We start from the raw sequence: 20,650 nt of genomic DNA, 5'->3' as shown, positions 1-20,650 counted from the left end.
TGGATGACGATCAGCGAGCGAGCTCAGCAGCTGTTGGCGGCACGGACACCGTTCGTGCACGCGACGGTGGTGCGTGCTCAGCCGCCCACTTCGTCGTACCCGGGCGACGAAGCAATCCTGTTGGCGGACGGCACAATCGAAGGATTTGTTGGTGGCCAGTGTGTGCAGAATTCCGTTCGCAAGGCGGCGCTGGGCGTGCTACAGGTCGGTGAAAGTGTGCTGCTACGGGTGCTTCCAGACGGGGACGTGCACTTCCCCGAGGCCCCCGGTGCCTCCGTGGTGGTCAACCCGTGCCTGTCCGGCGGGTCGCTGGAGATCTTCCTGGCACCACAGCTGCCGGCACCACTGATCCGGGTTCATGGCGCCACGCCGATCGCCGACGCGCTAATCCAATTGTGCACAGTGCTGGGATTCGAAACTAGACGAGATGACTGGCGGGACACCGGCTTGTCCGACACGACCGCGCTCGTGATCGCCAGCCATGGCGGCCCGGAAGCCGAAATCATTCGCGCGGCACTGGATAACGGCGTCGGGTACATCGGTTTGGTGGCCAGTAAGCTTCGCGGCGCATCGATACTCAACGAGCTCGAACTCTCCGGCGCCGAGCGGGCACGTATCCACACCCCGGTCGGGCTACCGATCGGCGCCAAGACCCCAGCGGAGATCGCGGTGTCGATCGCCGCCGAGCTGATCGCCAGCATCCGCGGCGACGGCCTGAGCCCGCCGGTCTCGGTTGACGACGGCCCGGCCGAGGCCGTCGACCCGGTGTGTGGCATGACGGTGACGATCGGGCCCGCCGCCGAGCACCTCCGGCTCGCCGACGCGGACTACTGGTTCTGCGGCCCGGGCTGCCGGACAGCGTTCGCCGCCGGCAAAGACCGCCCATGACCGGGCGGCGGGTCACCGGTATTGTGCTCGCGGCTGGCGGCTCCCGCCGCCTCGGCGCACCCAAACAGCTCCTGCCATACCGGAATACGACCGTACTCGGAGTAACCATCGATGTCGCCCGCAAAGCGGGGTTCGACCAGCTCATCGTCACACTGGGTGGCGCCGCACAGGCGGTGCGTGATGCGGTGCCGCTGGACGGGACCGATGTGGTGACCGTCGAGGACTTCGGCACCGGGTGTTCAGCATCGCTGCGCGTCGCGTTGACGCGAGTACACCCGCAGGCCGCCGGAATCGTGCTGATGCTCGGTGATCAGCCCTGCGTTGAGTCGGAGACCTTGCGTCGCATGATCGGCGCGGGGCCGGCCGGTGCCGTGCTGGTATGCCGCTACTCCGACGGCATCGGACACCCCTTTTGGTTCAGTCGCACTGTATTTGATGAGCTTTCGCAACTGCACGGTGACAAGGGGGTGTGGAAGCTCATTCAGGCGGGCCGGCATCCGGTACGCGAACTCGTAGTGCCCGGCCCGATTCCCCTCGACGTCGACACCTGGGACGACTACCGGCGGTTACTGGGATCGGCCCCATGACCTTCACCGGCCCTGACGATGTGATCCGTCGTTTCGACGCGAAGGATTATCTGCTCGATATCGGAACCGCGTCGGCGATCTATCTGGCGGTCTCCCTGGGCAGGCCGCTGCTGTTGGAAGGTGAGCCAGGCGTTGGGAAGACGACGGCAGCGAAAACTCTTGCTGCGGTTTTGGATACGGAGCTAGTACGGCTCCAGTGCTACGAGGGATTGACCGCCAACGAAGCACTGTACGACTGGAACTACCAACGTCAGTTGCTGTCCATCCGGCTGGCCGAAGCGCGCGGTGCCGACATCGACGAAGCGGATCTCTACAACGAGACCTACTTGGTGGACCGGCCTATCCTGCACTGCGTGCGACATCGTGGGCCGGCGCCTCCGGTGCTGCTCATCGACGAAATCGATCGGGCCGACGATGAATTCGAGGCGCTGCTGCTGGAATTCCTTGGCGAGTCCGCGGTGACGGTCCCCGAGCTGGGCACCTTCGTCGCTGAGCGTCCGCCGATCGCGGTGCTGACCTCCAACCGTAGCCGCGACCTTCATGACGCGCTGCGCCGCCGGTGCCTCTACCACTGGATCGACTACCCGGAGCCGCCCCGGGCCGCTGCTATCGTCCGCCGGACCGTGCCCGGCGCAACCGCCCCGCTCATCGAACACGCCACCCAATTTGTCGGCAGCACACGCGATCTCGACCTGGACAAGCCGCCGGGGGTGGCGGAGACCATCGACTGGGTGGCCGCCTTGGTATCACTCGGCGTCGCGGATCTCGTCGATGACTCGGCCCTGGCCAGCCTGGGGGCGCTGGCCAAGACACCCGACGACCGCACTCAGATCCGCGACGCGTACCACACCTTCACCGAATGCAGCCTGACATGAGAGGACCCGCAGGATGAAGATCGCCAACCAGTTCACCGTCAGCGCGCCGATCAGCCATGCCTGGGACGTGCTGTGCGACCCGGAGCAGGTGATCCCGCTGATGCCGGGGGCGCAGCTGACCGGCCATGAGGGCGACGACTACCTCGGCAAGGTCAAGGTCAAGGTCGGGCCGGTCACCAGCGAATTCAGCGGCAAGGTGCGGTTCGTCGAGCAGGACAGCGATCGGCATCGCGCGGTCATCGATGCCAAGGGAAAGGAATCGCGGGGCACCGGCAACGCGGCCGCCACGGTCACCGCCCAGTTGCGCGAGGACGGGGAGCGCACCAGCGTCACCGTCGACACCGATCTCAAAATCGTCGGCAAGCTGGCTCAGTTCGGCAGCGGGATGTTGCAGCAGGTTTCGGAGAAGTTGCTGGGCCAGTTCGTCGAGTCCCTGGAGGCCAAACTGGCCTCGGAGAAGACGAGCGAAGAGACAGCGCCCCTGGCAAGCTCCGCAACACCCACAAGCGCGGCAACCCCGCAGAACGCCGCCGGTCCCGTCACCAGCGCCGCGCCCGGCTCGCCGCGGCCGGCGGCCGCAACGCCCAATGCTTCCCCTGCACCCGAGCCCATCGACCTGCTCGCGCTGGCCGGGGGCGGCCAACTCAAGAAGTACGGTTCGGTGGCCCTGGCGGTGTGTGCCGCGCTGGCGCTGATCTGGCTGCTGCGGCGAAGACGTTAGCGGTTCGTGAACACCCCATTGCTGTTGCCGGGAGTCGATCTCGCGGCGTTTGCGGCCGCGCTGGTCACCCGCCTGCGCAGGGCGGGCGTATCCGTATCTGCCAGTGGCCAGACCAATTTCGTTGAGGCGCTGCGGCAGCTGGTGCCCAGCACCACCTCGGCCCTGTATTGGGCGGCCCGGTTGACGTTGGTCAACCGGGTGGAGGATCTCGGTGGCTTTGATGCGGTGTTCGCGGCGGTGTTCGGCTCCGCCCAACCCGACGTCACCGCGCCCAATCCACCCCTGTCGCTCCCGGGGCCCCGTACGCCCGCAGCAGGCGCGCTGCTTCGTGCCGGCGCCAGATCCGCCGGAACGCAGTCGCTGCCCTGGTCTACTCGTCCGCCCGCCGCCACATCTACCGGGCAGGACGACACCGCCGGTCCGAGCGTCCCGGTGCCCGACGTCCTGCCCAGCCGCCTCGCCGCGCTGGCCGACGAGCCGTTTGATCGCTTCGATCCCGAAGACCTTCGACTGCTCGGGACCTGGCTGGAGGCGTCGGTAGGGCGCTGGCCACAACGGCGCAGCCTGCGTTTCGAGCCCAGCGCGCACGGCAAGAGGATCGATCTACGCGCCACCATGAACGCCTCGCGGTCGACCGGCTGGGAATCGGTGATCTTGGCGCGAACACGGCCTCGGCGGCGGCCCAGGCGAGTGGTTCTGGTCTGCGACGTGAGCCGCTCGATGCAGCCCTACGCCGCAATCTATCTGCACTTGATGCGGGCGACGGTGCTGCGCCGGGCGCGGATCCGCCCCGAAGTGTTCGCCTTCTCGACGTCACTGACCCGGCTCACCTCGGTGTTGTCGCACCGTTCGGCCGAGGTGGCACTGCAGCGCGCCAACACCAAGGTCACCGATCGATACGGCGGCACGTTCATCGGGCGCAGTATCGCTGCTCTGCTGGCTGCGCCGCACGGCAACGCGCTGCGCAGCGCGGTGGTGATCATCGCTTCGGACGGCTGGGACAGCGATCCGCCCGACGTGCTCGCGCACGCCATGGCCCGGCTGCGGCGCCGCGCCGAGTTAGTAGTCTGGCTCAACCCCCGAGCCGCACATACGGATTTCAAGCCGCTGGCCGGTTCGATGGCCGCGGCATTGCGGTATTGCGATCTGTTTTTGCCGGCGCACTCGCTGACCGGATTACACGAGTTGCTGCTGGCGCTGCAAAGTCGGGCGTCGAGTGTGCACTGAGGGCGGGACCTCTCGGCGTGTCGCCACCCTGCATTCACACTCGACGCCCTACACGCACGCTCACCCGAGTGGGGCAGGATCGACCGGTATGGATCAGCTCTGGGCCAACCGCGCGGCCAGCAGCGAAGCCGCTGTCACCCGACGACACCTGAAACGGCTGTGGGGGCTACCCGCGACCCAGCTGGGGGTGGTGGCCTGGCCGGCGACCCGGCGCGACCGCTGGTTCGGCACCTGGCACTACTGGTGGCAGGCGCATCTGCTCGATTGCCTGGTCGACGCCCAGCAGCGCGATCCGCAGCCGCACCGGCACACCGAGATCAACCGGCAGGTCCGCTCGCACCGGCTGCGTAACAACTTCTCCTGGATCAACAGCTACTACGACGACATGGCCTGGCTGGCGCTGGCGCTCGAGCGCGCCGCCCGGATCGCCGGCGTCGAGCGCAGCCGTGCACTGCCCAAGCTCGCCGCCCAATTCCTCAAGGCGTGGGTGCCCGAGGACGGCGGTGGAATCCCGTGGCGCAAGCAGGATCAATTCTTCAACGCCCCGGCCAACGGCCCGGCGGGGATCTTCCTCGCCCGCTACGGGGACCATCTGAAACGTGCTGAGCAGATGGGCAATTGGATCGACCAGACGCTGATCGACCCGGAGACGCACCTGGTGTTCGACGGCATCAAAGCCGGCTCGCTGGTGCGCGCGCAGTACACCTACTGCCAGGGCGTGGTGCTCGGGCTGGAGACCGAACTGGCCGCCCGCACCGCCGTTGAGATCAGGCAGCGCCACGCCGCCCGGGTGCACCGGCTGGTCGCGGCCGTGCACGAACACATGGCGCCGGCGGGGGTGCTGGCCGGCGCCGGCGGCGGCGACGGCGGCCTGTTCGCCGGCGTGACCGCCCGATACCTGGCGCTGGTGGCCACCACGCTGCCGGGGGAGGCTCCCGACGACGTGCTGGCCCGCGACACCGCCCGGCAGATCGTGCTGGCCAGCGCGAAGTCGGCCTGGGACAACCGGCAAACGGTGGACGGACTGCCGGTGTTCGGCCCGTTCTGGGACCGCGACGCCCAGCTGCCCACGGCCGGCGGCAAAGAGGCGGAGTTCGTCGAGGGCGCGGTGATGGCGTCCGAGGTGGGCGAGCGGGACCTGTCGGTGCAGCTGTCGGGGTGGATGCTCATGGAGGCCGCCTGTAACGTCTCCGCCGAGTCGAAGAACAGGAGCCTCCTGTGAGCAACAAGGTCCACCAAGACGCGGAGTCGGCGCTGCACGGCCTGCTGAAGGACGGCATCACCATCGCCGCGGGCGGTTTCGGTCTGTGCGGCATCCCCGAGAAGTTGATCCAGGCTCTGGTCGACAGCGGCATCAAGGACCTCACCATCGTCGGAAACAACGCCGGCGTAGACGATTTCGGCATGGGCGTGCTGCTCAAGGGCCGGCAGGTGAACAAGGTGATCGCCTCCTACGTCGGCGAGAACAAGGAGTTCGAGCGCCAGGTGCTGGCCGGCGAGCTGGACCTGGTGCTCACTCCGCAGGGCACGCTCGCGGAGAAGCTGCGGGCCGGCGGCGCCGGCATCCCCGGCTTCTACACCCGCACGGCCTTCGGCACCAACCTCGCCGAGGGCAAGGACACCAGGGTCTTCGACGGCACCGAATACGTTCTGGAAGAAGGCATTCGGGCCGACGTGGCGATCGTCAAGGCGTGGAAGGGCGACACCGCCGGCAACCTCATCTACCGCAAGACGGCGCGCAACTTCAACCCGATGATCGCCACCTGCGGCGCGATCACCGTCGCCGAGGTGGAGGAGCTGGTCGAGGTCGGCGAGCTGGACCCCGACCTCATCCACACGCCCGGTATCTACGTCGACCGCATCATCGAGGGCGCCGGCTACGAGAAGCGCATCGAGTTCCGCACCACGAGCGGCGGCGCCGCCCTGAAGAACGACAGCCCCGTGCGCGAGCGGATGGCCCGGCGCGCCGCCCAGGAGTTGCGCGACGGCTTCTACGTGAACCTGGGCATCGGCATTCCGACCTTGGTGGCCAACTTCATTCCCGACGGCATCAAGGTCACGCTGCAGTCGGAGAACGGCCTGCTGGGCATCGGGGCCTACCCGAGCGAGGACGCCGTCGACCCCGATCTCATCAACGCGGGCAAGCAGACCATCACCAGCCTGCCTGGGTCCAGCTTCTTCAGCAGCGCCGATTCCTTCGCGATGATCCGCGGCGGGCACATCGACCTGTCCATCCTGGGTGCCCTGGAGGTCGCCGAGAACGGCGACCTGGCCAACTGGATGGTGCCGGGCAAGATGGTCAAAGGGCCAGGCGGCGCAATGGATTTGGTATCCGGCGTCAAGCGCGTGATCGTGCTGATGGATCACACCGCGAAAGACGGCACCCCCAAGGTGCTCAGCCAGTGCTCGCTGCCGCTGACCGGCAAGAACGTCGTCAACATGATCATCACCAACCTGTGTGTCTTCGACGTCGAGCCGGGACAGGGACTGGTGCTCACCGAGCTGCAGCCCGGCGTCACGGTCGAGGAAGTTCGCGCCAAGACGGGCTGCGACTTCAAAGTCGCGGTCTGAGCGCGGCCGGCTACTCGGCCGCCGGCAGCCGCTCGGATTCCCGGTCGTCTGTGCTCGGCGCGTTCTTGCGCCCGCGGTAGCTGCGCCAGGCGGCGATGAACGCCGGCGTCAGCGAGACGATCAGGATGGCCAGCAGGATTTTCTGCAGGTTGTGGTGCACGAACGGCACGTTGCCCATGAAGTAGCCCGCCAGCGTCACACCGCCGCCCCAGAGGATGCCGCCGACGATGTCGAAGCCCAGGAAAATCGGGTAGCGCATGTAGGACACCCCGGCGACCGGCGGGACGAACGTCCGCACGAACGGCGCGAATCGGGCCAGGATGATCGCCCAGGGCCCGTACTTCTCGAAGAAGGCGTGTGACTCGGTCACGTAGTGCTTCTTGAAGAACCGGGAGTCTTCCTTCTTGAACAGCGCCGGGCCGATCCGCCGGCCGATCCAGTACCCGGTCTGATCGCCCAGTATCGCCACGGTCGCGACGGCGGGGGCCAGCACCCAGATGCTGGCCGGTGGGTTCGGGTGCGCGGCCAGCAGGCCGCCGGTGAACAACAGCGACTCGCCGGGCAGCAGTGGAAACAGCAGCCCGGTTTCGATGAAGACGATGACCAGGATCCCGGGCAGCACCGCGGATCCGAAGACGCCGTCGGCGCCCAACCAATACATCGGGTCGAAGATGTGGGGCAGGGCCGTCACGGCGGTGCTCATGATCCCTCAACATACCGGCGAAACGACCCTGGTCCGCACAAGGCCGGATTAACCCGCGTGCGGGTCCGCCGGGTAGCTGCTGACCGCGCATCCATGGTTGGGTAGGACCAACCGTCAGGAGGTGTCTGATGCCCATCGCCACGCCCGAGGTCTACGCCGAGATGCTGCGACGCGCCAAGGAAGACTCGTATGCCTTCCCCGCGATCAACTGCACCTCGTCGGAGACGGTGAACGCGGCCCTCAAAGGCTTCGCCGACGCCGGCAGCGACGGGATCATCCAGTTCTCCACCGGTGGCGCCGAATTCGCGTCCGGACTGGGCGTCAAGGACATGGTGGCCGGGGCCGTGGCGCTGGCCAAGTTCACCCGCTCCATCGCGGCCAGATACCCGATCAACGTTGCGCTACACACCGACCACTGCCCCAAGGACAAGCTGGACACCTACGTGCGGCCGCTGCTGGCGATCTCGGCCCGGCGGGTGGCGGCCGGCAAGGATCCGCTGTTCCAATCCCACATGTGGGACGGCTCGGCGGTGCCGATCGAGGAGAACCTCGCCATCGCCAGAGAGCTGCTCAAGGAGGCCGCGGCCGCCAAGATCATCCTCGAGGTCGAGATCGGGGTGGTGGGCGGCGAAGAGGACGGGGTTGCCCACGAGATCAACGACAAGCTGTACTCCACTCCCGAGGACTTCGAGAAGACCATCGACGCGCTGGGCCACGGCGAGCACGGTAAGTACCTGCTGGCCGCGACGTTCGGCAACGTCCACGGCGTATACAAGCCGGGCAACGTCAAGCTTCGTCCCGAGGTGCTGGCGGAGGGCCAGAAGGTCGCGGCGGCCAAGCTGGGGCTGCCCGACGATGCCAAGCCGTTCGACTTCGTGTTCCACGGCGGTTCCGGTTCGCTGAAGTCGGAGATCGAGGAGGCGCTGCGCTACGGGGTGGTGAAGATGAACGTCGACACCGACACCCAGTACGCGTTCACCCGTCCGATCGCGGGCCACATGTTCACCAACTACGACGGCGTGCTCAAGGTCGACGGCGAAGTGGGCAACAAGAAGGCCTACGACCCGCGCAGCTACCTGAAGAAGGGCGAAGCGTCGATGTCCGAGCGGGTGGTCGAGGCCTGCAACGACCTGCACTGCGCCGGAAAGTCACTGGGCGCGGCCTAGCCGCTGGCCGACTGGCAGATCTTCCACTGGTCGTCGCGATACTGCAGATCGAGGCTGCGGGTGGAACGCAGCTGCGGGTCGTAGGCCATGAACGTGGTGACGTTCGCCTCGGCGTGCTGGCCGTTGACCACCACCTGATCGATGCTGGCGATCACCGGATACTGCTTGGCCGCCGACACCCGCCGGTACGTCTCGTCCCAGGCGTGCTCGTCGTAGTCGGCGTAGCCGTCACGGGTGGTGCCGCAGGTGATGGTGCGCAGCGTGGTCAGGTCACCCCGCTGGATCGCTACGTCGAAGTTTGCGATGGTGTGGCGAACCTGGTCTTCCTGCGAGACGGCCGCGTGTTTAGTCCGGGTGAGCAGTACCGTACCCAGGATCGCGATCGCCACCAGCGCCAACACGATCACGACCAGCGCCAGCACCCAGCCCCAGTTGATCGGCCGGGTGGTGCGCAGCTTCCCCCCGAATCGGGGTGGAATTGACTGCGGGACAGCGGCTTTGGGCGGGGCTCCGAACTGCGCGGTGGCGTCCTGTCCAGGCGGCGACGCGAACACCTCGGTGGCGGGCTCCGATGCGGTGGAGATGATCGCGGTTTCCTTGGCGTCGAAGCCCGGCGCAGTGAAGCGACGTTCGCGCTGCGGCCCGTCCGGTATTTCCTGCGGGGCGCTGTGCGGGTCGGGTCTGTTGATCACCACGGTCTCGGTCTCGGAGTCGCTGGGGACCATGGGGACGCTCTCGGTGGCGTCGTCTCCGGTTTCGAAGCCGGACTCGGCCCCCCACTCGTCGCCGGGTTCGTTGCGAGACTCGCGTGGGTCGAACCCGGGCCGTTTCGGCGTGCCGCCGCGGTCGGGTTCGGATGGGTTGGGCATGAGTACTACTGTCCTCCCGCTTCGTGGGGTAGTTGCAGAGCTTAGCGACCGAGTACCCGGCTTCCGGCGTTGGCCGAGGTGCGTCACGCGGGCAAAGGAGCGAGCTGCAGAATAGAGCCATGACGCCGATGGGAGACCTTCTCGGTCCCGACCCGATCCTGCTGCCCGGAGATGCCGATGCCGAGGCGGAACTGCTGGCCGGTGAGAAGGCCGGCATCGTCGCGGCCACCCATCCGACGGCATCGGTGGCCTGGGCGGAGCTGGCCGAGCAGGCCCTGGCCGACGACCAGGCCATCACCGCCTACGCCTATGCCCGTACCGGCTATCACCGCGGCCTGGACCAGCTGCGCCGGAACGGCTGGAAGGGCTTCGGCCCGGTGCCGTATGCGCACGAACCCAACCGCGGCTTCCTCCGGTGTGTGGCGGCCCTGGCGCGTGCCGCCGACACGATCGGCGAAACCGACGAGTACTCGCGCTGCCTGGACCTGCTCGACGATTGCGACCCCGAGGCGCGCAAGGCGCTGGGGCTTTAAAAGCTGTCCGAGCAATCCGTGTCGTCGGGGCCGTCGATCTGAACGGTGGCGTGCTCCAGCCCGCGCGCCGATAACACCGCGCGCGCGTCATGCAGCACCCGCGCGGAGTCGCCGGCGCTAGTCAGGTGCGCGGTGCACATGTCCTTGCCGGGGGAGAGCGTCCACACGTGCAGGTCGTGTACGTCGAGCACGCCGTCGACGGCGCCGAGTGCGGTGCGCAGTTCCTCGACGTCGATGTGGGTCGGCGATGATTCGGACAGGATCCGCAGCGCGTCGCGGGCCAGGGCGACGGCCCGGGGCAACACCCAGAGCGCGACCAGCACGGCCACCACCACATCGGCGTAGGGCCAGTGCGTCGTCACGGTGACGACGCCGGCGATCAGCACGCCCAGGCTGCCCACGGTGTCGGCGACGACCTCCATGTAGGCGCCCTTGACCGCCAGGCTTCCCGACGAATGGGAACGCAACAGCATCGCGACGACGAAGTTGGCGGCCAGCCCGGTCAGCGCGACCACGATCATCGGCACGCCGGGGACGGCGGGAGCCTCGCTGAGGCGCTGGACGGCCTCGTAGAGGATGAACGCCGCCACGCCGACCAGCAGCCCGGCGTTGGCGACGGCGGTGAACACCTCGGCGCGATGCCAGCCGTAGGTGCGGGCGGGCGACGCGCTGCCGCGGCGGGCCAGCGTGACGGCGACGAACCCCATGAAGACCGCGACCACGTCCGTCAGCATGTGGCCGGCGTCGGCCAGCAGGGCGATCGAGTTGATCAGCAACGAGGTGACCAGTTCAACCACAAAGAACGCCGCCAGAATCGCCGCGGCCATGATCATGCGCGGGATCAGCCGAGCGTCGTCCGTCTCGGCGGGGGTGTGGTTGTGGCCTGCGCCCATGGCGCGAAATATATGCGCAATAGCGCATATATGGCAAGGCTCAGAACCAGCGACTCCAGAAGCGGGTCAGCGCGTTGCCCCAGCCCACCAGCACGTCCGGCACCCCCGACACGTCGAACAACGACAACACCACCCCGAAGAACCAGTGGTTGAGGACCGGTGCCAGGAGCAGAAACAGCAGGATGACGAAGCCCCACTGCTTGGCCGGCGCCAGCGCGCGCTGGGTCTCCGGACTCAGGTGCGGTTCCAGGGCGTCATATCCGTCCAGGCCCGGGATGGGCAGCAGGTTCAGCAACACGGCGGTGAGCTGAAGGAACGCCAGGAACGCCACCCCGGACCACAGCACCACGTGCGCCGGGTCGAAGAACAGTCGCGTCACCGCCAGCAAGAGCACCGCCAGCAGCAGGTTGGCCGCCGGTCCCGCCAGGCTGACCATGGTGCGACGGGCGGGCGTCATGAACCAGGTCCGCACGTAGACCGCCGCGCCCGGCAGGCCGATCCCGCCCAGCAGGATCACCACCATCGGCAGCAGCAGCGAGAGCGCGGGATGGCTGTAGCGGCGTGGATCCAGCGTCAGGTACCCACGCACGGCGGCGTCGTGATCGCCGAACCGCCAGGCGGTCACCGCGTGCCCGAATTCGTGCAGGCACAGCGACACCAGCCACCCGGCGATCACGAAGACGAACACCCCGGCATAAGCCAGCGGGCGGGTGCTGATCCCGGCCGACCAGGCCAGCGCGGCGCCGGCACCCGTCAGCGCGATCAGGCCCATGAAGATCGGGCTGGGCCGTATCGCTTCGTGCCGGGAGGAGGGGAAGCTCACCGATCGAAACTAGCCGACCAGCTGCCAGCCCTCGATGTTGCGGTAGAACACCGAGCGGCGCGCGGCGCGCGGTGCGGCGACGCCGTCACGCACCACGGTGACGCCCGTGCTGCCCAGCTGGGCGGCGCGCCCGGTGACCCAGCGGGGCCACAGGCGGCCCGCGACCGCAGCCCGCAGGCCCGGCGCGGCAGGCAGCGGCTCGATCCACACGCGTTCGACGTCGCCGTCGAACAACGTGGTGTCGTCGACCACCGCCTCGCCGTGGATCGACCGCGCGCCATCCGCGGGCACCCAGCCGGCCCGCCCCACGACCACCGACCCGGTCTCGTCGCGGATCAGGGTCACCCGGCGCGCCGCACCGCGCCGGGCCCGCCGCGCCGCCCGGTATCCCGCCGGCTGGCGGTAGATCCGGGTGGCCCGGGTGCGGCGGCGCGGCACGTAGGCCACCTCGATGTCGAGCCGTTCGGCGCGCAGCAGCCGGGTGAGCACCGTGGCCAGGTCGGCGTCGCCGCCCAGCACGATCAGCCGCCGGTATGGGCCGATCGCGGCATCGATGTCGATTTCACCGACGACGCGGTGGGTTTGGATGCCCCGCAACGGTCGGTAGGTGCGCCGTTGGCCGAATGCAAGAGTCGCGGCGGCTCGATCTCCTTGCGTCACAGTCTATCCAATCAAGAAGCATCCAATAACTTTGTCTTCCAACATCTCTGGTGAGATATGAACCTCAATGTCGAAAGGTCTCGCCATAACGACACAGTCACAACATGGTGTCGGACTGCGAAAGTTGTTGCAACGCCGCCGGGAAACAAGCGGATACTTTACTCCTGCCACAGGGCTGACGTTGCGCGGAATCCCGCCACGAGTGGTTGAGGGAACGGAGAATTACCATTCGCCGACTTACCGCCATCTTGTCAACCGCGCGAACCGCATTGCTCGTGCCGGGTGCCGGCCCCATGCGCGTCCGTTGCTGACGAAGCCGCTGTGCCCCGTTGGCGCCGTGCTGCTTTCGATTGTCCTGTTGTGCAGTGCATCTGCGACAGCCTCGGCGGACGAATCGATCGTGATCGACCTGGTGCGACACGGGCAGTCGACAGCCAATGCGGCGAGCCTGATCGACACGGCGCCGCCCGGCGCCTCACTCACCGCGCTCGGTCAGCAACAGGCGCAGACCGTCGCCGGCGTTCTCGCGGCGAAGGGCCCGGTCGCCGCGATCTTCGCGTCGCAGCTGATCAGGACGCAGCAGACCGCGGCCCCGTTGGCCTCCGCGTTGGGCATGAACGTGCAGGCGTTGCCGGGGCTCAACGAGATCGACGCCGGTGCTTTCAATGGCCAGCCGCAGGTCAGCCTCGGCGGGCTCGCTTACCTGCTGGCCCCGGTCGCGTGGATGCTCGGGCTACGCATCGTGCCGATGCTGGCTCCCGGCTCCACCGATTCCAACGGATTCGAGTTCCGCAGGCGTTTCGACGGCGCGCTCCAAACCGTGTACGGCAATGCCGCGACCAATGTCGGCCGCTTCAATGACGTGCTCCAGACGATGTATTCCGGTGCCCTTGCCAACCCGGTCCGCGCCGCGAACGGCAGGATCACCGAGGTGGCGTTCTCCAGCGAATTCGCCATCGGTGTCGGGACGATGATGAGCGTCAAAAACCCCGATCCGTTGCTCCTGCTCTTCGACCCGCTGCCCAATACGGGCATCGTCGTGATCCAGGGCAGCCCCCACGATGGCTGGACGCTGATCAGCTGGAACGGGAAACCGGTGCATCCAAGCTGGTCGGGCCCGAAGAACGGTCGTGGCGCCAACGGCCTGTGCCTCATGTTGGACGCGTCCACCAGGACCGGCGTATGCGCGGCCAAGCCGCCGACACCGGCCAGCGCTCCGGTCGCGACACCGTACGGGTGAGGTCGCCGCACCCGGCGTCAGCCTTTACCGGCTGTGTCACCCCGGTCTCGCCACGTCCTGGCTTAAGCTGATTTGCCCGGATCCTCAGCTGGCCATCGGCGGCCCGCACGGCCGCCAGGCTAGGGTAGGTCACCGGCTGGACCACAATACGCAGGCGAGATCAGGTTGGAGCGTGTCATGCCGGCAATCGTCCTCATCGGCGCCCAATGGGGCGACGAGGGCAAAGGTAAGGCCACCGATTTGCTCGGTGGGCGCGTTCAGTGGGTGGTGCGATACCAGGGCGGCAACAACGCCGGGCACACCGTCGTCTTGCCGACCGGGGAGAACTTCGCGCTGCACCTGATCCCGTCGGGGGTGCTCACGCCCGGTGTCACCAACGTCGTCGGCAACGGTGTGGTGGTGGACCCCGGCGTGCTGCTGGACGAGCTCAAGGGCCTCGAAGACCGCGGCGTCGACACCTCCAAGCTGCTCATCTCCGCCGACGCGCACCTGCTGTTGCCCTACCACGTGGCTATCGACAAGGTCACCGAGCGCTACATGGGGAACAAGAAGATCGGCACCACCGGCCGCGGCATCGGCCCGTGCTACCAAGACAAGATCGCGCGCATCGGCATCCGCGTCGCCGACGTGCTGGATCGGGAAGTGTTGACGCACAAGGTCGAAGCCGCGCTGGAGCTGAAGAACCAGATCCTGGTCAAGATCTACAACCGCAAGGCGCTGGATCCCCACCAGGTGGTCGAGGCCCTGCTGGAGCAGGCCGAGGGCTTCAGGCACCGCATCGCCGACACCCGGCTGCTGCTCAACCAAGCGCTCGAGGCCGGCGAGGCTGTGCTGTTGGAAGGCTCGCAGGGCACCCTGCTTGACGTCGACCACGGCACGTATCCCTATGTGACGTCGTCGAATCCGACGGCGGGCGGCGCGGCCGTCGGTTCGGGTATCGGCCCCACCCGGATCACCGCGGTGCTGGGAATCCTCAAGGCCTACACCACCCGGGTGGGCTCGGGGCCGTTCCCCACCGAGCTGTTCGACGAGAACGGCGAATACCTGTCCAAGACAGGCGGCGAATTCGGCGTCACCACCGGCCGGCGCCGGCGCTGCGGTTGGTTCGACGCCGTCATCGCCCGCTACGCGACCCGGGTCAACGGCATCACCGACTTCTTCCTGACCAAGCTCGACGTGCTGTCCAGCCTGGAGACGGTTCCGGTGTGCGTGGGCTACCAGATCGACGGCGCCCGCATCCACGAGATGCCGATGACCCAAAGCGATCTGGCGCGCGCCGAACCGATCTACGAGGAACTGCCCGGCTGGTGGGAGGACATCTCGCACGCCCGGGAGTTCGACGACCTACCCGCCAAGGCGCGCGACTACGTGATGCGGCTGGAAGAGCTTGCCGGAGCTCACATTTCGTGCATCGGCGTGGGGCCGGGGCGCGAACAGACCATCGTGCGCCGCGACGTCCTGGCGGCCCGTCCGTGACGGATGCCGCCCAGGATCCCAAAGACCTCGACCCCGAATACGAACATCACGGCGGCTTTCCCGAATACGGGGTGGCCAACCCCGGGCCCGGCTTCGGCCGGTTCGTGGCAGCCATGCGCCGGCTGCAGGACCTCGCCGTGTCGGCCGATCCCAACGACGCAGTCTGGGACGACGCGGCCGACCGCGTCGCGGCGCTGACGGAGCTGCTGGGCCCGTTTCAGGCCGCCGTGGAGGGCCGGGCGCCGGCTGGGCGGACGCCGGGCCTGCCCGGCATGGGCAGTCTGCTGTTGCCGCCGTGGACGTTGACGCGCTACGAGCCCGACGGCTGCGAGATGCAGGGCCATTTCACCCGGTTTCACGTCGGCGGCAACTACGCGGTGCACGGCGGCGTGCTGCCGCTGTTGTTCGACCACATGTTCGGGATGGTGTCGCACGCTTCCAACCGGCCGATCAGCCGCACGGCGTTCCTGCACGTCGACTACCGCAAGATCACCCCGATCGATGCGCCGTTGGTGGTGCGCGGACGGGTCACCAGCACCGAGGGGCGCAAAGCGTTCGTGTCCGCGGAACTGGTCGACGCCGACGGCGCACTGCTGGCGGAGGCCAACGGCCTGATGGTGCAGTTACTCCCGGGCCAGCCCTGAGCCGGATGGCCCGCTTCCTCAGCATCCCGCTGCGCGGGCCTCGTCGTCAGCGGGCGAGCCGGATGGCCCGCTTCCTCAGCATCCCGCTGCGCGGGCCGCATCGTCAGCGGGCTGGCCGGGCACATGACGAACCGACCTATCCTTGAGCCGTGACTGACGGCGTGACCGACGGACGGGACGACGAAACGACGGCGCTCGTCGTGCCCCAGCAGCCTGCCGCGCGCGCCGAAGCCCAGCCGGACGCCCCCTCTGACGGCAGGCCGACGGTGGTGCTGCTGGGTTCCGGCGAGATCAGCCGGGAGCTGGCGATCGACCTGGGGCGCCTCGGGGCCCGGGTGATCGCCGTCGACGGGCACCCGCACGCACCCGCGCACGGGGTGGCCGATCAGGCCCTGGTGCTCTCGCTGACCGACGCCGCCGAGCTGTCCGCGGCGCTGCAGCGGCTGCAACCCGACTTCGTGGTGACCGCGACCGACGGCGTCGCGGCCGGGGCCCTCGACGCCCTGGCCACCGGATCCGGCGCCAACCACACCGAGCTGGTGCCCAGTGCCCGCGCTGTGCGGCTCAGCGCCGACCGAGAGGGCCTGCGCCGGCTGGCCGCCGACGAGTTGGGGCTACCCACCGCGCCGTTCTGGTTCGCCGGGTCGCCGGGCGAACTCGAGGCGGTGGGCGCGCACGCCGGATATCCGTTGCTGGTGAAGCCGGCGGCCGGGCCGACCGGGCCGGGGCAGTCGGTGGTCGCGCGGCGAGAAGACCTCGGGCCGGCGTGGCAACGCGCGATCGGCACCCACGCGGGCCCCGGACAGCCACGGGTGCTGGCCGAAACCGTGGTCGAGGTCGAGTTCTACGTGACGCTGCTGGCGGTGCGCAGCGAAGGCCCGGCCGGGCCGGCGATCGAATTCTGTTCGCCCATCGGTCATCGCGGCTCCGACGGGCAAGTGCTGGAATCCTGGCAACCCCAGAAGATGAGCGAGGCGGCCACGGACGCCGCGAAGTCGATCGCCGCGCGGATCGTCAAGGCGCTGGGCGGGCGCGGCGTCTTCGCGGTCGAATTGATGGTCAACGGCGACGAGGTGTACTTCGCCGACGTCACGTCACGCCCGACCGACAGCGCCTGGGTGACGCTGCGCAGCCAGCGGCTCTCGGCGTTCGAATTGCAGGCCAGGACGATCTTGGGTCTGCCGGTGGACACCATGATGGTTTCGCCGGCCGCCGCCCGCGCGATCGACCCGGTCGGATCCCACGATCCGGCCGCGCTGACCGGCGCGCTGAGCGTGCCGGAAAGCGACCTGCGGGTGCTCGGCCGCGGCTACCGGGCACTGGCGACCGCGCCGGAGGTGACGGCCGCCCGCGAGCGCGCCGGCCAGGTCGCCGGCCGGCTGGCCGCGCCCGGGTCGCACGGCTGAGTCCACGCCGTATTTCGCGCGAACCCACCGCCCCGAGACGGTTGCGACGACGGCCTCGATACCATCGCAGATCAGGTATCGCTGCGGGTACGGGGGGAATCCGGCCGGGTCTTGACCGCCCCGGCGCGGATAGGGTTGCTGACAACGAACAATGAGGGAAACGAGCATGAGCACAGAGCGCGCACACTCCTACGCCGGGGACATCTCGCCGCTGGAGGCATGGAAGCTGCTCAGCGACAACCCCAACGCCGTGCTGGTCGACGTGCGGACCGACGCCGAATGGCGATTCGTCGGTGTGCCGGATCTGTCCAGCCTCGGCCGCGAGGTGTTGTTCCTGGAGTGGAATTCGTCCGACGGACGGCACAACGCGAACTTCGGCGACCAGCTGCGCGAGCAGGTGGCGCCGGCCGAGGCCGACGCGCAGCGGCCGGTGCTGTTCTTGTGTCGCTCCGGCAACCGTTCCATCGGCGCCGCCGAGGTCGCGACCGAGCTCGGCATCACGCCGGCCTACAACATCCTGGACGGCTTCGAGGGCCAGCTCGACGCCAACGGCCATCGGGGTGAGACGGGCTGGCGCGCCATTGGATTGCCCTGGAAACAGGGCTGAACGGCGATGACCCCAGCCGACGGCGACTCCGTTCGCACGCCCGCGGCGCTGCCCGAGGGAGTCAGCCAGGCGACCCTCGGAGTGCGCGGCGGGCTGTTGCGTTCGGGATTCGACGAGACCGCCGAGGCGATGTATCTCACGTCGGGCTTCGTCTACGAGTCGGCGGCCATCGCCGAGCAGTCGTTCACCGGCGACGTGGACCACTTCGTCTACTCGCGCTACGGCAACCCGACCGTGACGATGTTCGAGGAGCGGCTGCGCCTGCTCGAAGGGGCGCCGGCGGCCTTCGCCACCGCGAGCGGCATGGCGGCGGTGTTCACCTCGTTGGGTGCGTTGCTGGGCGCGGGGGACCGGCTGGTCGCCTCGCGCAGCCTCTTCGGCTCGTGCTTCGTGGTGTGCAGCGAGATCCTGCCGCGCTGGGGTGTCGAAACCGTCTTCGTCGATGGCGACGACCTGGCCCAGTGGGAGCAGGCGTTGTCGGTGCCGACAACGGCGGTGTTCTTCGAGACGCCGTCGAATCCGATGCAGTCGCTGGTGGACATCGCCGCGGTGTGCGAGCTTGCCCACGCCGCGGGCGCAAAAGTGGTGTTGGACAACGTTTTTGCCACGCCGCTGCTGCAGCAGGGCATGCCGCTCGGGGTCGACGTGGTGGTGTACTCCGGCACCAAGCACATCGACGGTCAGGGCCGGGTGCTCGGCGGGGCGATTCTGGGCGACAAGGAGTACATCGACGGCCCCGTGCAGAAGCTGATGCGGCACACCGGCCCGGCGATGAGTGCGTTCAATGCCTGGGTGCTGGTGAAGGGGCTGGAGACGCTGGCGGTTCGGGTGGAGCACAGCAATTCCTCGGCCTTCCGGATCGCCGAATTCCTGGAGGGCCATCCTGCGGTGAGCTGGGTCCGCTACCCGTACCTGTCCTCGCACCCGCAATACGACCTGGCCAAGCGCCAGATGTCCGGTGGGGGAACGGTGATCACCTTCGCGCTCGACTGCCCGGACAGCGCGGCCAAGGGGCGTGCCTTCGAGGTGCTGGACAAGTTGCAGCTGATCGACATCTCGAACAATCTCGGCGACGCCAAATCCCTTGTCACGCATCCCGCGACCACCACGCACCGGGCGATGGGTCCGGAGGGTCGCGCGGCGATCGGGCTCGGCGACGGCGTGGTCCGCATCTCCGTCGGGCTGGAGGGCACCGACGACCTGATCGCCGACATCGACCGTGCCTTGAACTAGCCGGCCTGTTTCTCGACCGAGTCGACGCGCTCGGCTGCCGCCAGTGTCCCGTCCTGTGCCTGCCGCTCCAGCCAGTCCACCACCGGCCGGGCATAGATCATCTGGCTGGTTATGGCCATCTGGCCGCGGGTGCGGCCCAGGAACGAGAGGCCCCAGGCGAACATCGCGGCGATGCGGTTGCGGTGGCCGATCAGGTAGTACAGGTGCAACAGCAGCCATGCCAGCCAGGCGATGAAGCCGCCGAACTCCAGCTTGCCGACCTTTGCGACGGCGCTGTAGCGCGAGATCAGGGCCATGCTGCCCTTGTCGAAGTACTTGAACGGTTTGCGCTCCGCCGGATTGTCCTGGCCCTTGGCCGCCTGCTTGATGATGGTGGCCGCGTATTTGGCGCCCTGGATCGCGCCCTGCGCCATGCCGGGGACGCCGGGCACCGACATCAGGTCGCCGACGACGAAGACGTACGGGTGTCCCTTAACGGTGAGGTCGGGCTCGACGATCACCCTTCCGGCGCGGTCGGTTTCGGTGCCGTCGGACTGTTCGGCGATCATCGCGCCCAGTGAGCTGGCTTGCACCCCCGCCGCCCATACCTTGCACGCGCACTCTATGCGGCGCTCGCCGCCGTCCTTCTCCTTGACCGTGATGCCCATGTAGTCCACCGCGGTCACCATGGCGTTGAGCTGGATGTCGACACCCATCTTTTCCAGCCGCCGTTGCGCCTTCAGTCCGAGCTTGGGGCCCATCGGCGGTAGCACCGCGGGCGCCGCGTCGAGCAGGATGACGCGGCATTCGCTGGGGGTGATGGTCCGGAATGCCCCGGCCAGGGTGCGCTCGGCCAGCTGGACGATCTCGCCCGCCAGCTCGACGCCGGTGGGGCCGGCCCCGACCACCACGAAGGTCAGCCGGCGTTTGCGCTCGGCCGGATCGGTGGCGACCTCGGCGGCCTCGAACGCGCCGAGGATGCGGCCCCGCAGCTCCAGGGCGTCGTCGATGCTCTTCATCCCGGGCGCGAAGGCGGCGTACTCGTCGTGGCCGAAGTAGGACTGCTGCGCACCGGCGGCCACGATCAGGCTGTCGTAGGGCGTCACGGTTTCCATGCCCATCAGGTGAGATTTGACCGTCTTCGCGGTGAGGTCGATGGCCGAGACGTCGCCCCACAGCACCCGCACGTTCTGCTGGCGGCGCAGGATGAGTCGGGTCGTCGGCGCGATGTCGCCCTCGGACAGGATCCCGGTGGCCACCTGATACAGCAGCGGCTGAAAGACGTGAGTGGTCGTTTTCGAGATCACGGTGATGTCGACGTCGGCGCGTTTGAGCGCCTTGGCCGCGGACAGTCCGCCGAAGCCGCTTCCGATGATGACGACACGATGGCGCGACATGCCTGTCCCCTTCTCCACGCGTGGGCCTGGGTGTCGATCTTCCCAGCGCATCTCCACCGTACGACGCCACCCGGGAGAAAGGCGAGGCATCCCCCTTGACAGCGCAGCGCCAGACCCGGCCACCACGGGTGACCAAGGGGCCAGGGGACGAA

20 protein-coding genes and 1 pseudogene are annotated in these 20,650 nt (G+C 68.1%); 15 read left to right on the top strand and 6 right to left on the bottom strand.

The features are described from left to right. Window positions 1–3: 3 nt before the first annotated feature. The 7 genes and pseudogenes from B8W69_RS01665 to B8W69_RS31765 all read left to right on the top strand — a co-directional run. Window positions 4–714 (top strand): annotated as a pseudogene (locus B8W69_RS01665) (XdhC family protein); the annotation flags it as partial. Window positions 715–884: 170 nt separating this feature from the next. Continuing rightward, window positions 885–1,475 (top strand): nucleotidyltransferase family protein, encoded by a 591-nt coding sequence (locus B8W69_RS01660; protein ID WP_085288219.1) that lies wholly within the window; start codon window positions 885–887, stop codon window positions 1,473–1,475. Further along, window positions 1,472–2,350, top strand: a complete 879-nt coding sequence (locus B8W69_RS01655) for an AAA family ATPase (RefSeq protein WP_085288218.1) — start codon at window positions 1,472–1,474, stop codon at window positions 2,348–2,350. The genes B8W69_RS01660 and B8W69_RS01655 overlap by 4 nt, the downstream gene beginning before the upstream one ends. Before the next feature lie 13 nt (window positions 2,351–2,363). Next, entirely contained in the window at window positions 2,364–3,071 is a 708-nt protein-coding gene (locus B8W69_RS01650; protein WP_085288217.1) for an SRPBCC domain-containing protein, read from the top strand. Between the two features lie 6 nt (window positions 3,072–3,077). After that, entirely contained in the window at window positions 3,078–4,298 is a 1,221-nt protein-coding gene (locus B8W69_RS01645; RefSeq protein ID WP_085288215.1) for a vWA domain-containing protein, read from the top strand. Between the two features lie 88 nt (window positions 4,299–4,386). Beyond that, on the top strand, window positions 4,387–5,520 hold the full coding sequence (locus tag B8W69_RS01640) for a glycoside hydrolase family 76 protein (protein WP_085288214.1): 1,134 nt from the start codon (window positions 4,387–4,389) through the stop codon (window positions 5,518–5,520). Further along, window positions 5,517–6,869: a 3-oxoacid CoA-transferase gene (locus B8W69_RS31765; protein ID WP_085288213.1), complete on the top strand. Its 1,353-nt coding sequence runs from the start codon at window positions 5,517–5,519 to the stop codon at window positions 6,867–6,869. Before B8W69_RS01640 ends, B8W69_RS31765 begins: the two co-directional genes overlap by 4 nt. A gap of 10 nt (window positions 6,870–6,879) precedes the next feature. Here the strand turns inward: B8W69_RS31765 and B8W69_RS01630 are convergent, their stop codons facing one another. Further along, the gene (locus B8W69_RS01630) at window positions 6,880–7,572 is read right to left on the bottom strand and encodes a DedA family protein (protein ID WP_085288211.1); all 693 of its coding nucleotides are present in this window, start codon (window positions 7,570–7,572) and stop codon (window positions 6,880–6,882) included. A 128-nt stretch (window positions 7,573–7,700) separates the two neighbouring features. On the opposite strand from B8W69_RS01630, the gene fbaA reads away from it, so the two are divergent. Beyond that, window positions 7,701–8,738, top strand: a complete 1,038-nt coding sequence (gene fbaA / locus B8W69_RS01625; protein WP_085288210.1) for a class II fructose-bisphosphate aldolase — start codon at window positions 7,701–7,703, stop codon at window positions 8,736–8,738. Here the strand turns inward: fbaA and B8W69_RS01620 are convergent. Continuing rightward, on the bottom strand, window positions 8,735–9,607 hold the full coding sequence (locus tag B8W69_RS01620; RefSeq protein WP_085288209.1) for an Rv0361 family membrane protein: 873 nt from the start codon (window positions 9,605–9,607) through the stop codon (window positions 8,735–8,737). The genes fbaA and B8W69_RS01620 overlap by 4 nt on opposite strands. A gap of 119 nt (window positions 9,608–9,726) precedes the next feature. Here B8W69_RS01620 and B8W69_RS01615 point away from each other — a divergent pair, with 119 nt between their 5' ends. Beyond that, window positions 9,727–10,140 (top strand): DUF3151 domain-containing protein, encoded by a 414-nt coding sequence (locus B8W69_RS01615; RefSeq protein ID WP_085288208.1) that lies wholly within the window; start codon window positions 9,727–9,729, stop codon window positions 10,138–10,140. Here the strand turns inward: B8W69_RS01615 and B8W69_RS01610 are convergent. From B8W69_RS01610 to B8W69_RS01600, 3 genes are read right to left on the bottom strand one after another with little or no spacing between them, the layout of a single operon-like run. Then, window positions 10,137–11,033 carry a cation diffusion facilitator family transporter gene (locus B8W69_RS01610; protein ID WP_085288207.1) on the bottom strand — a complete coding sequence of 299 codons (897 nt, stop codon included), beginning with the start codon at window positions 11,031–11,033 and terminating at the stop codon, window positions 10,137–10,139. The two genes, B8W69_RS01615 and B8W69_RS01610, sit on opposite strands and share 4 nt — an antisense overlap. 40 nt (window positions 11,034–11,073) lie before the next feature. Continuing rightward, window positions 11,074–11,805 (bottom strand): site-2 protease family protein, encoded by a 732-nt coding sequence (locus B8W69_RS01605; RefSeq protein WP_165762529.1) that lies wholly within the window; start codon window positions 11,803–11,805, stop codon window positions 11,074–11,076. Window positions 11,806–11,865: 60 nt separating this feature from the next. Next, complete coding sequence (locus B8W69_RS01600) at window positions 11,866–12,516, bottom strand: peptidase M50 (protein ID WP_085288205.1); 651 nt, start codon at window positions 12,514–12,516, stop codon at window positions 11,866–11,868. A 304-nt stretch (window positions 12,517–12,820) separates the two neighbouring features. Between B8W69_RS01600 and B8W69_RS01595 the strand changes: the two genes are divergently transcribed. The 6 genes from B8W69_RS01595 to B8W69_RS01570 all read left to right on the top strand — a co-directional run bounded on the left by B8W69_RS01595 (window position 12,821) and on the right by B8W69_RS01570 (window position 19,122). Continuing rightward, a complete protein-coding gene (locus tag B8W69_RS01595) occupies window positions 12,821–13,756 on the top strand; it encodes a histidine phosphatase family protein (RefSeq protein WP_085288203.1) in 936 nt (311 codons plus the stop codon). Window positions 13,757–13,933: 177 nt separating this feature from the next. Next, a complete protein-coding gene (locus B8W69_RS01590) occupies window positions 13,934–15,232 on the top strand; it encodes an adenylosuccinate synthase (protein ID WP_085288201.1) in 1,299 nt (432 codons plus the stop codon). Further along, entirely contained in the window at window positions 15,229–15,876 is a 648-nt protein-coding gene (locus B8W69_RS01585; RefSeq protein WP_085288199.1) for a PaaI family thioesterase, read from the top strand. The genes B8W69_RS01590 and B8W69_RS01585 overlap by 4 nt, the downstream gene beginning before the upstream one ends. Before the next feature lie 149 nt (window positions 15,877–16,025). Continuing rightward, window positions 16,026–17,282 (top strand): formate-dependent phosphoribosylglycinamide formyltransferase, encoded by a 1,257-nt coding sequence (gene purT, locus B8W69_RS01580; RefSeq protein WP_085288198.1) that lies wholly within the window; start codon window positions 16,026–16,028, stop codon window positions 17,280–17,282. 166 nt (window positions 17,283–17,448) lie between these two features. Next, window positions 17,449–17,889, top strand: a complete 441-nt coding sequence (locus tag B8W69_RS01575; RefSeq protein ID WP_085288196.1) for a rhodanese-like domain-containing protein — start codon at window positions 17,449–17,451, stop codon at window positions 17,887–17,889. 6 nt (window positions 17,890–17,895) lie between these two features. Then, window positions 17,896–19,122, top strand: a complete 1,227-nt coding sequence (locus B8W69_RS01570; RefSeq protein ID WP_085288195.1) for an O-succinylhomoserine sulfhydrylase — start codon at window positions 17,896–17,898, stop codon at window positions 19,120–19,122. On the opposite strand, the gene B8W69_RS01565 is transcribed toward B8W69_RS01570, so the two are convergent. Beyond that, entirely contained in the window at window positions 19,119–20,498 is a 1,380-nt protein-coding gene (locus tag B8W69_RS01565) for a type II NADH:quinone oxidoreductase NdhA (RefSeq protein WP_085288194.1), read from the bottom strand. The genes B8W69_RS01570 and B8W69_RS01565 overlap by 4 nt on opposite strands. Window positions 20,499–20,650: the final 152 nt, after the last annotated feature.

This window comes from Mycolicibacterium vulneris, assembly GCF_002104765.1.
Taxonomy (GTDB): Bacteria; Actinomycetota; Actinomycetes; order Mycobacteriales; family Mycobacteriaceae; genus Mycobacterium; species Mycobacterium vulneris.
This window is presented reverse-complemented; position numbering and strand designations above follow the sequence as displayed.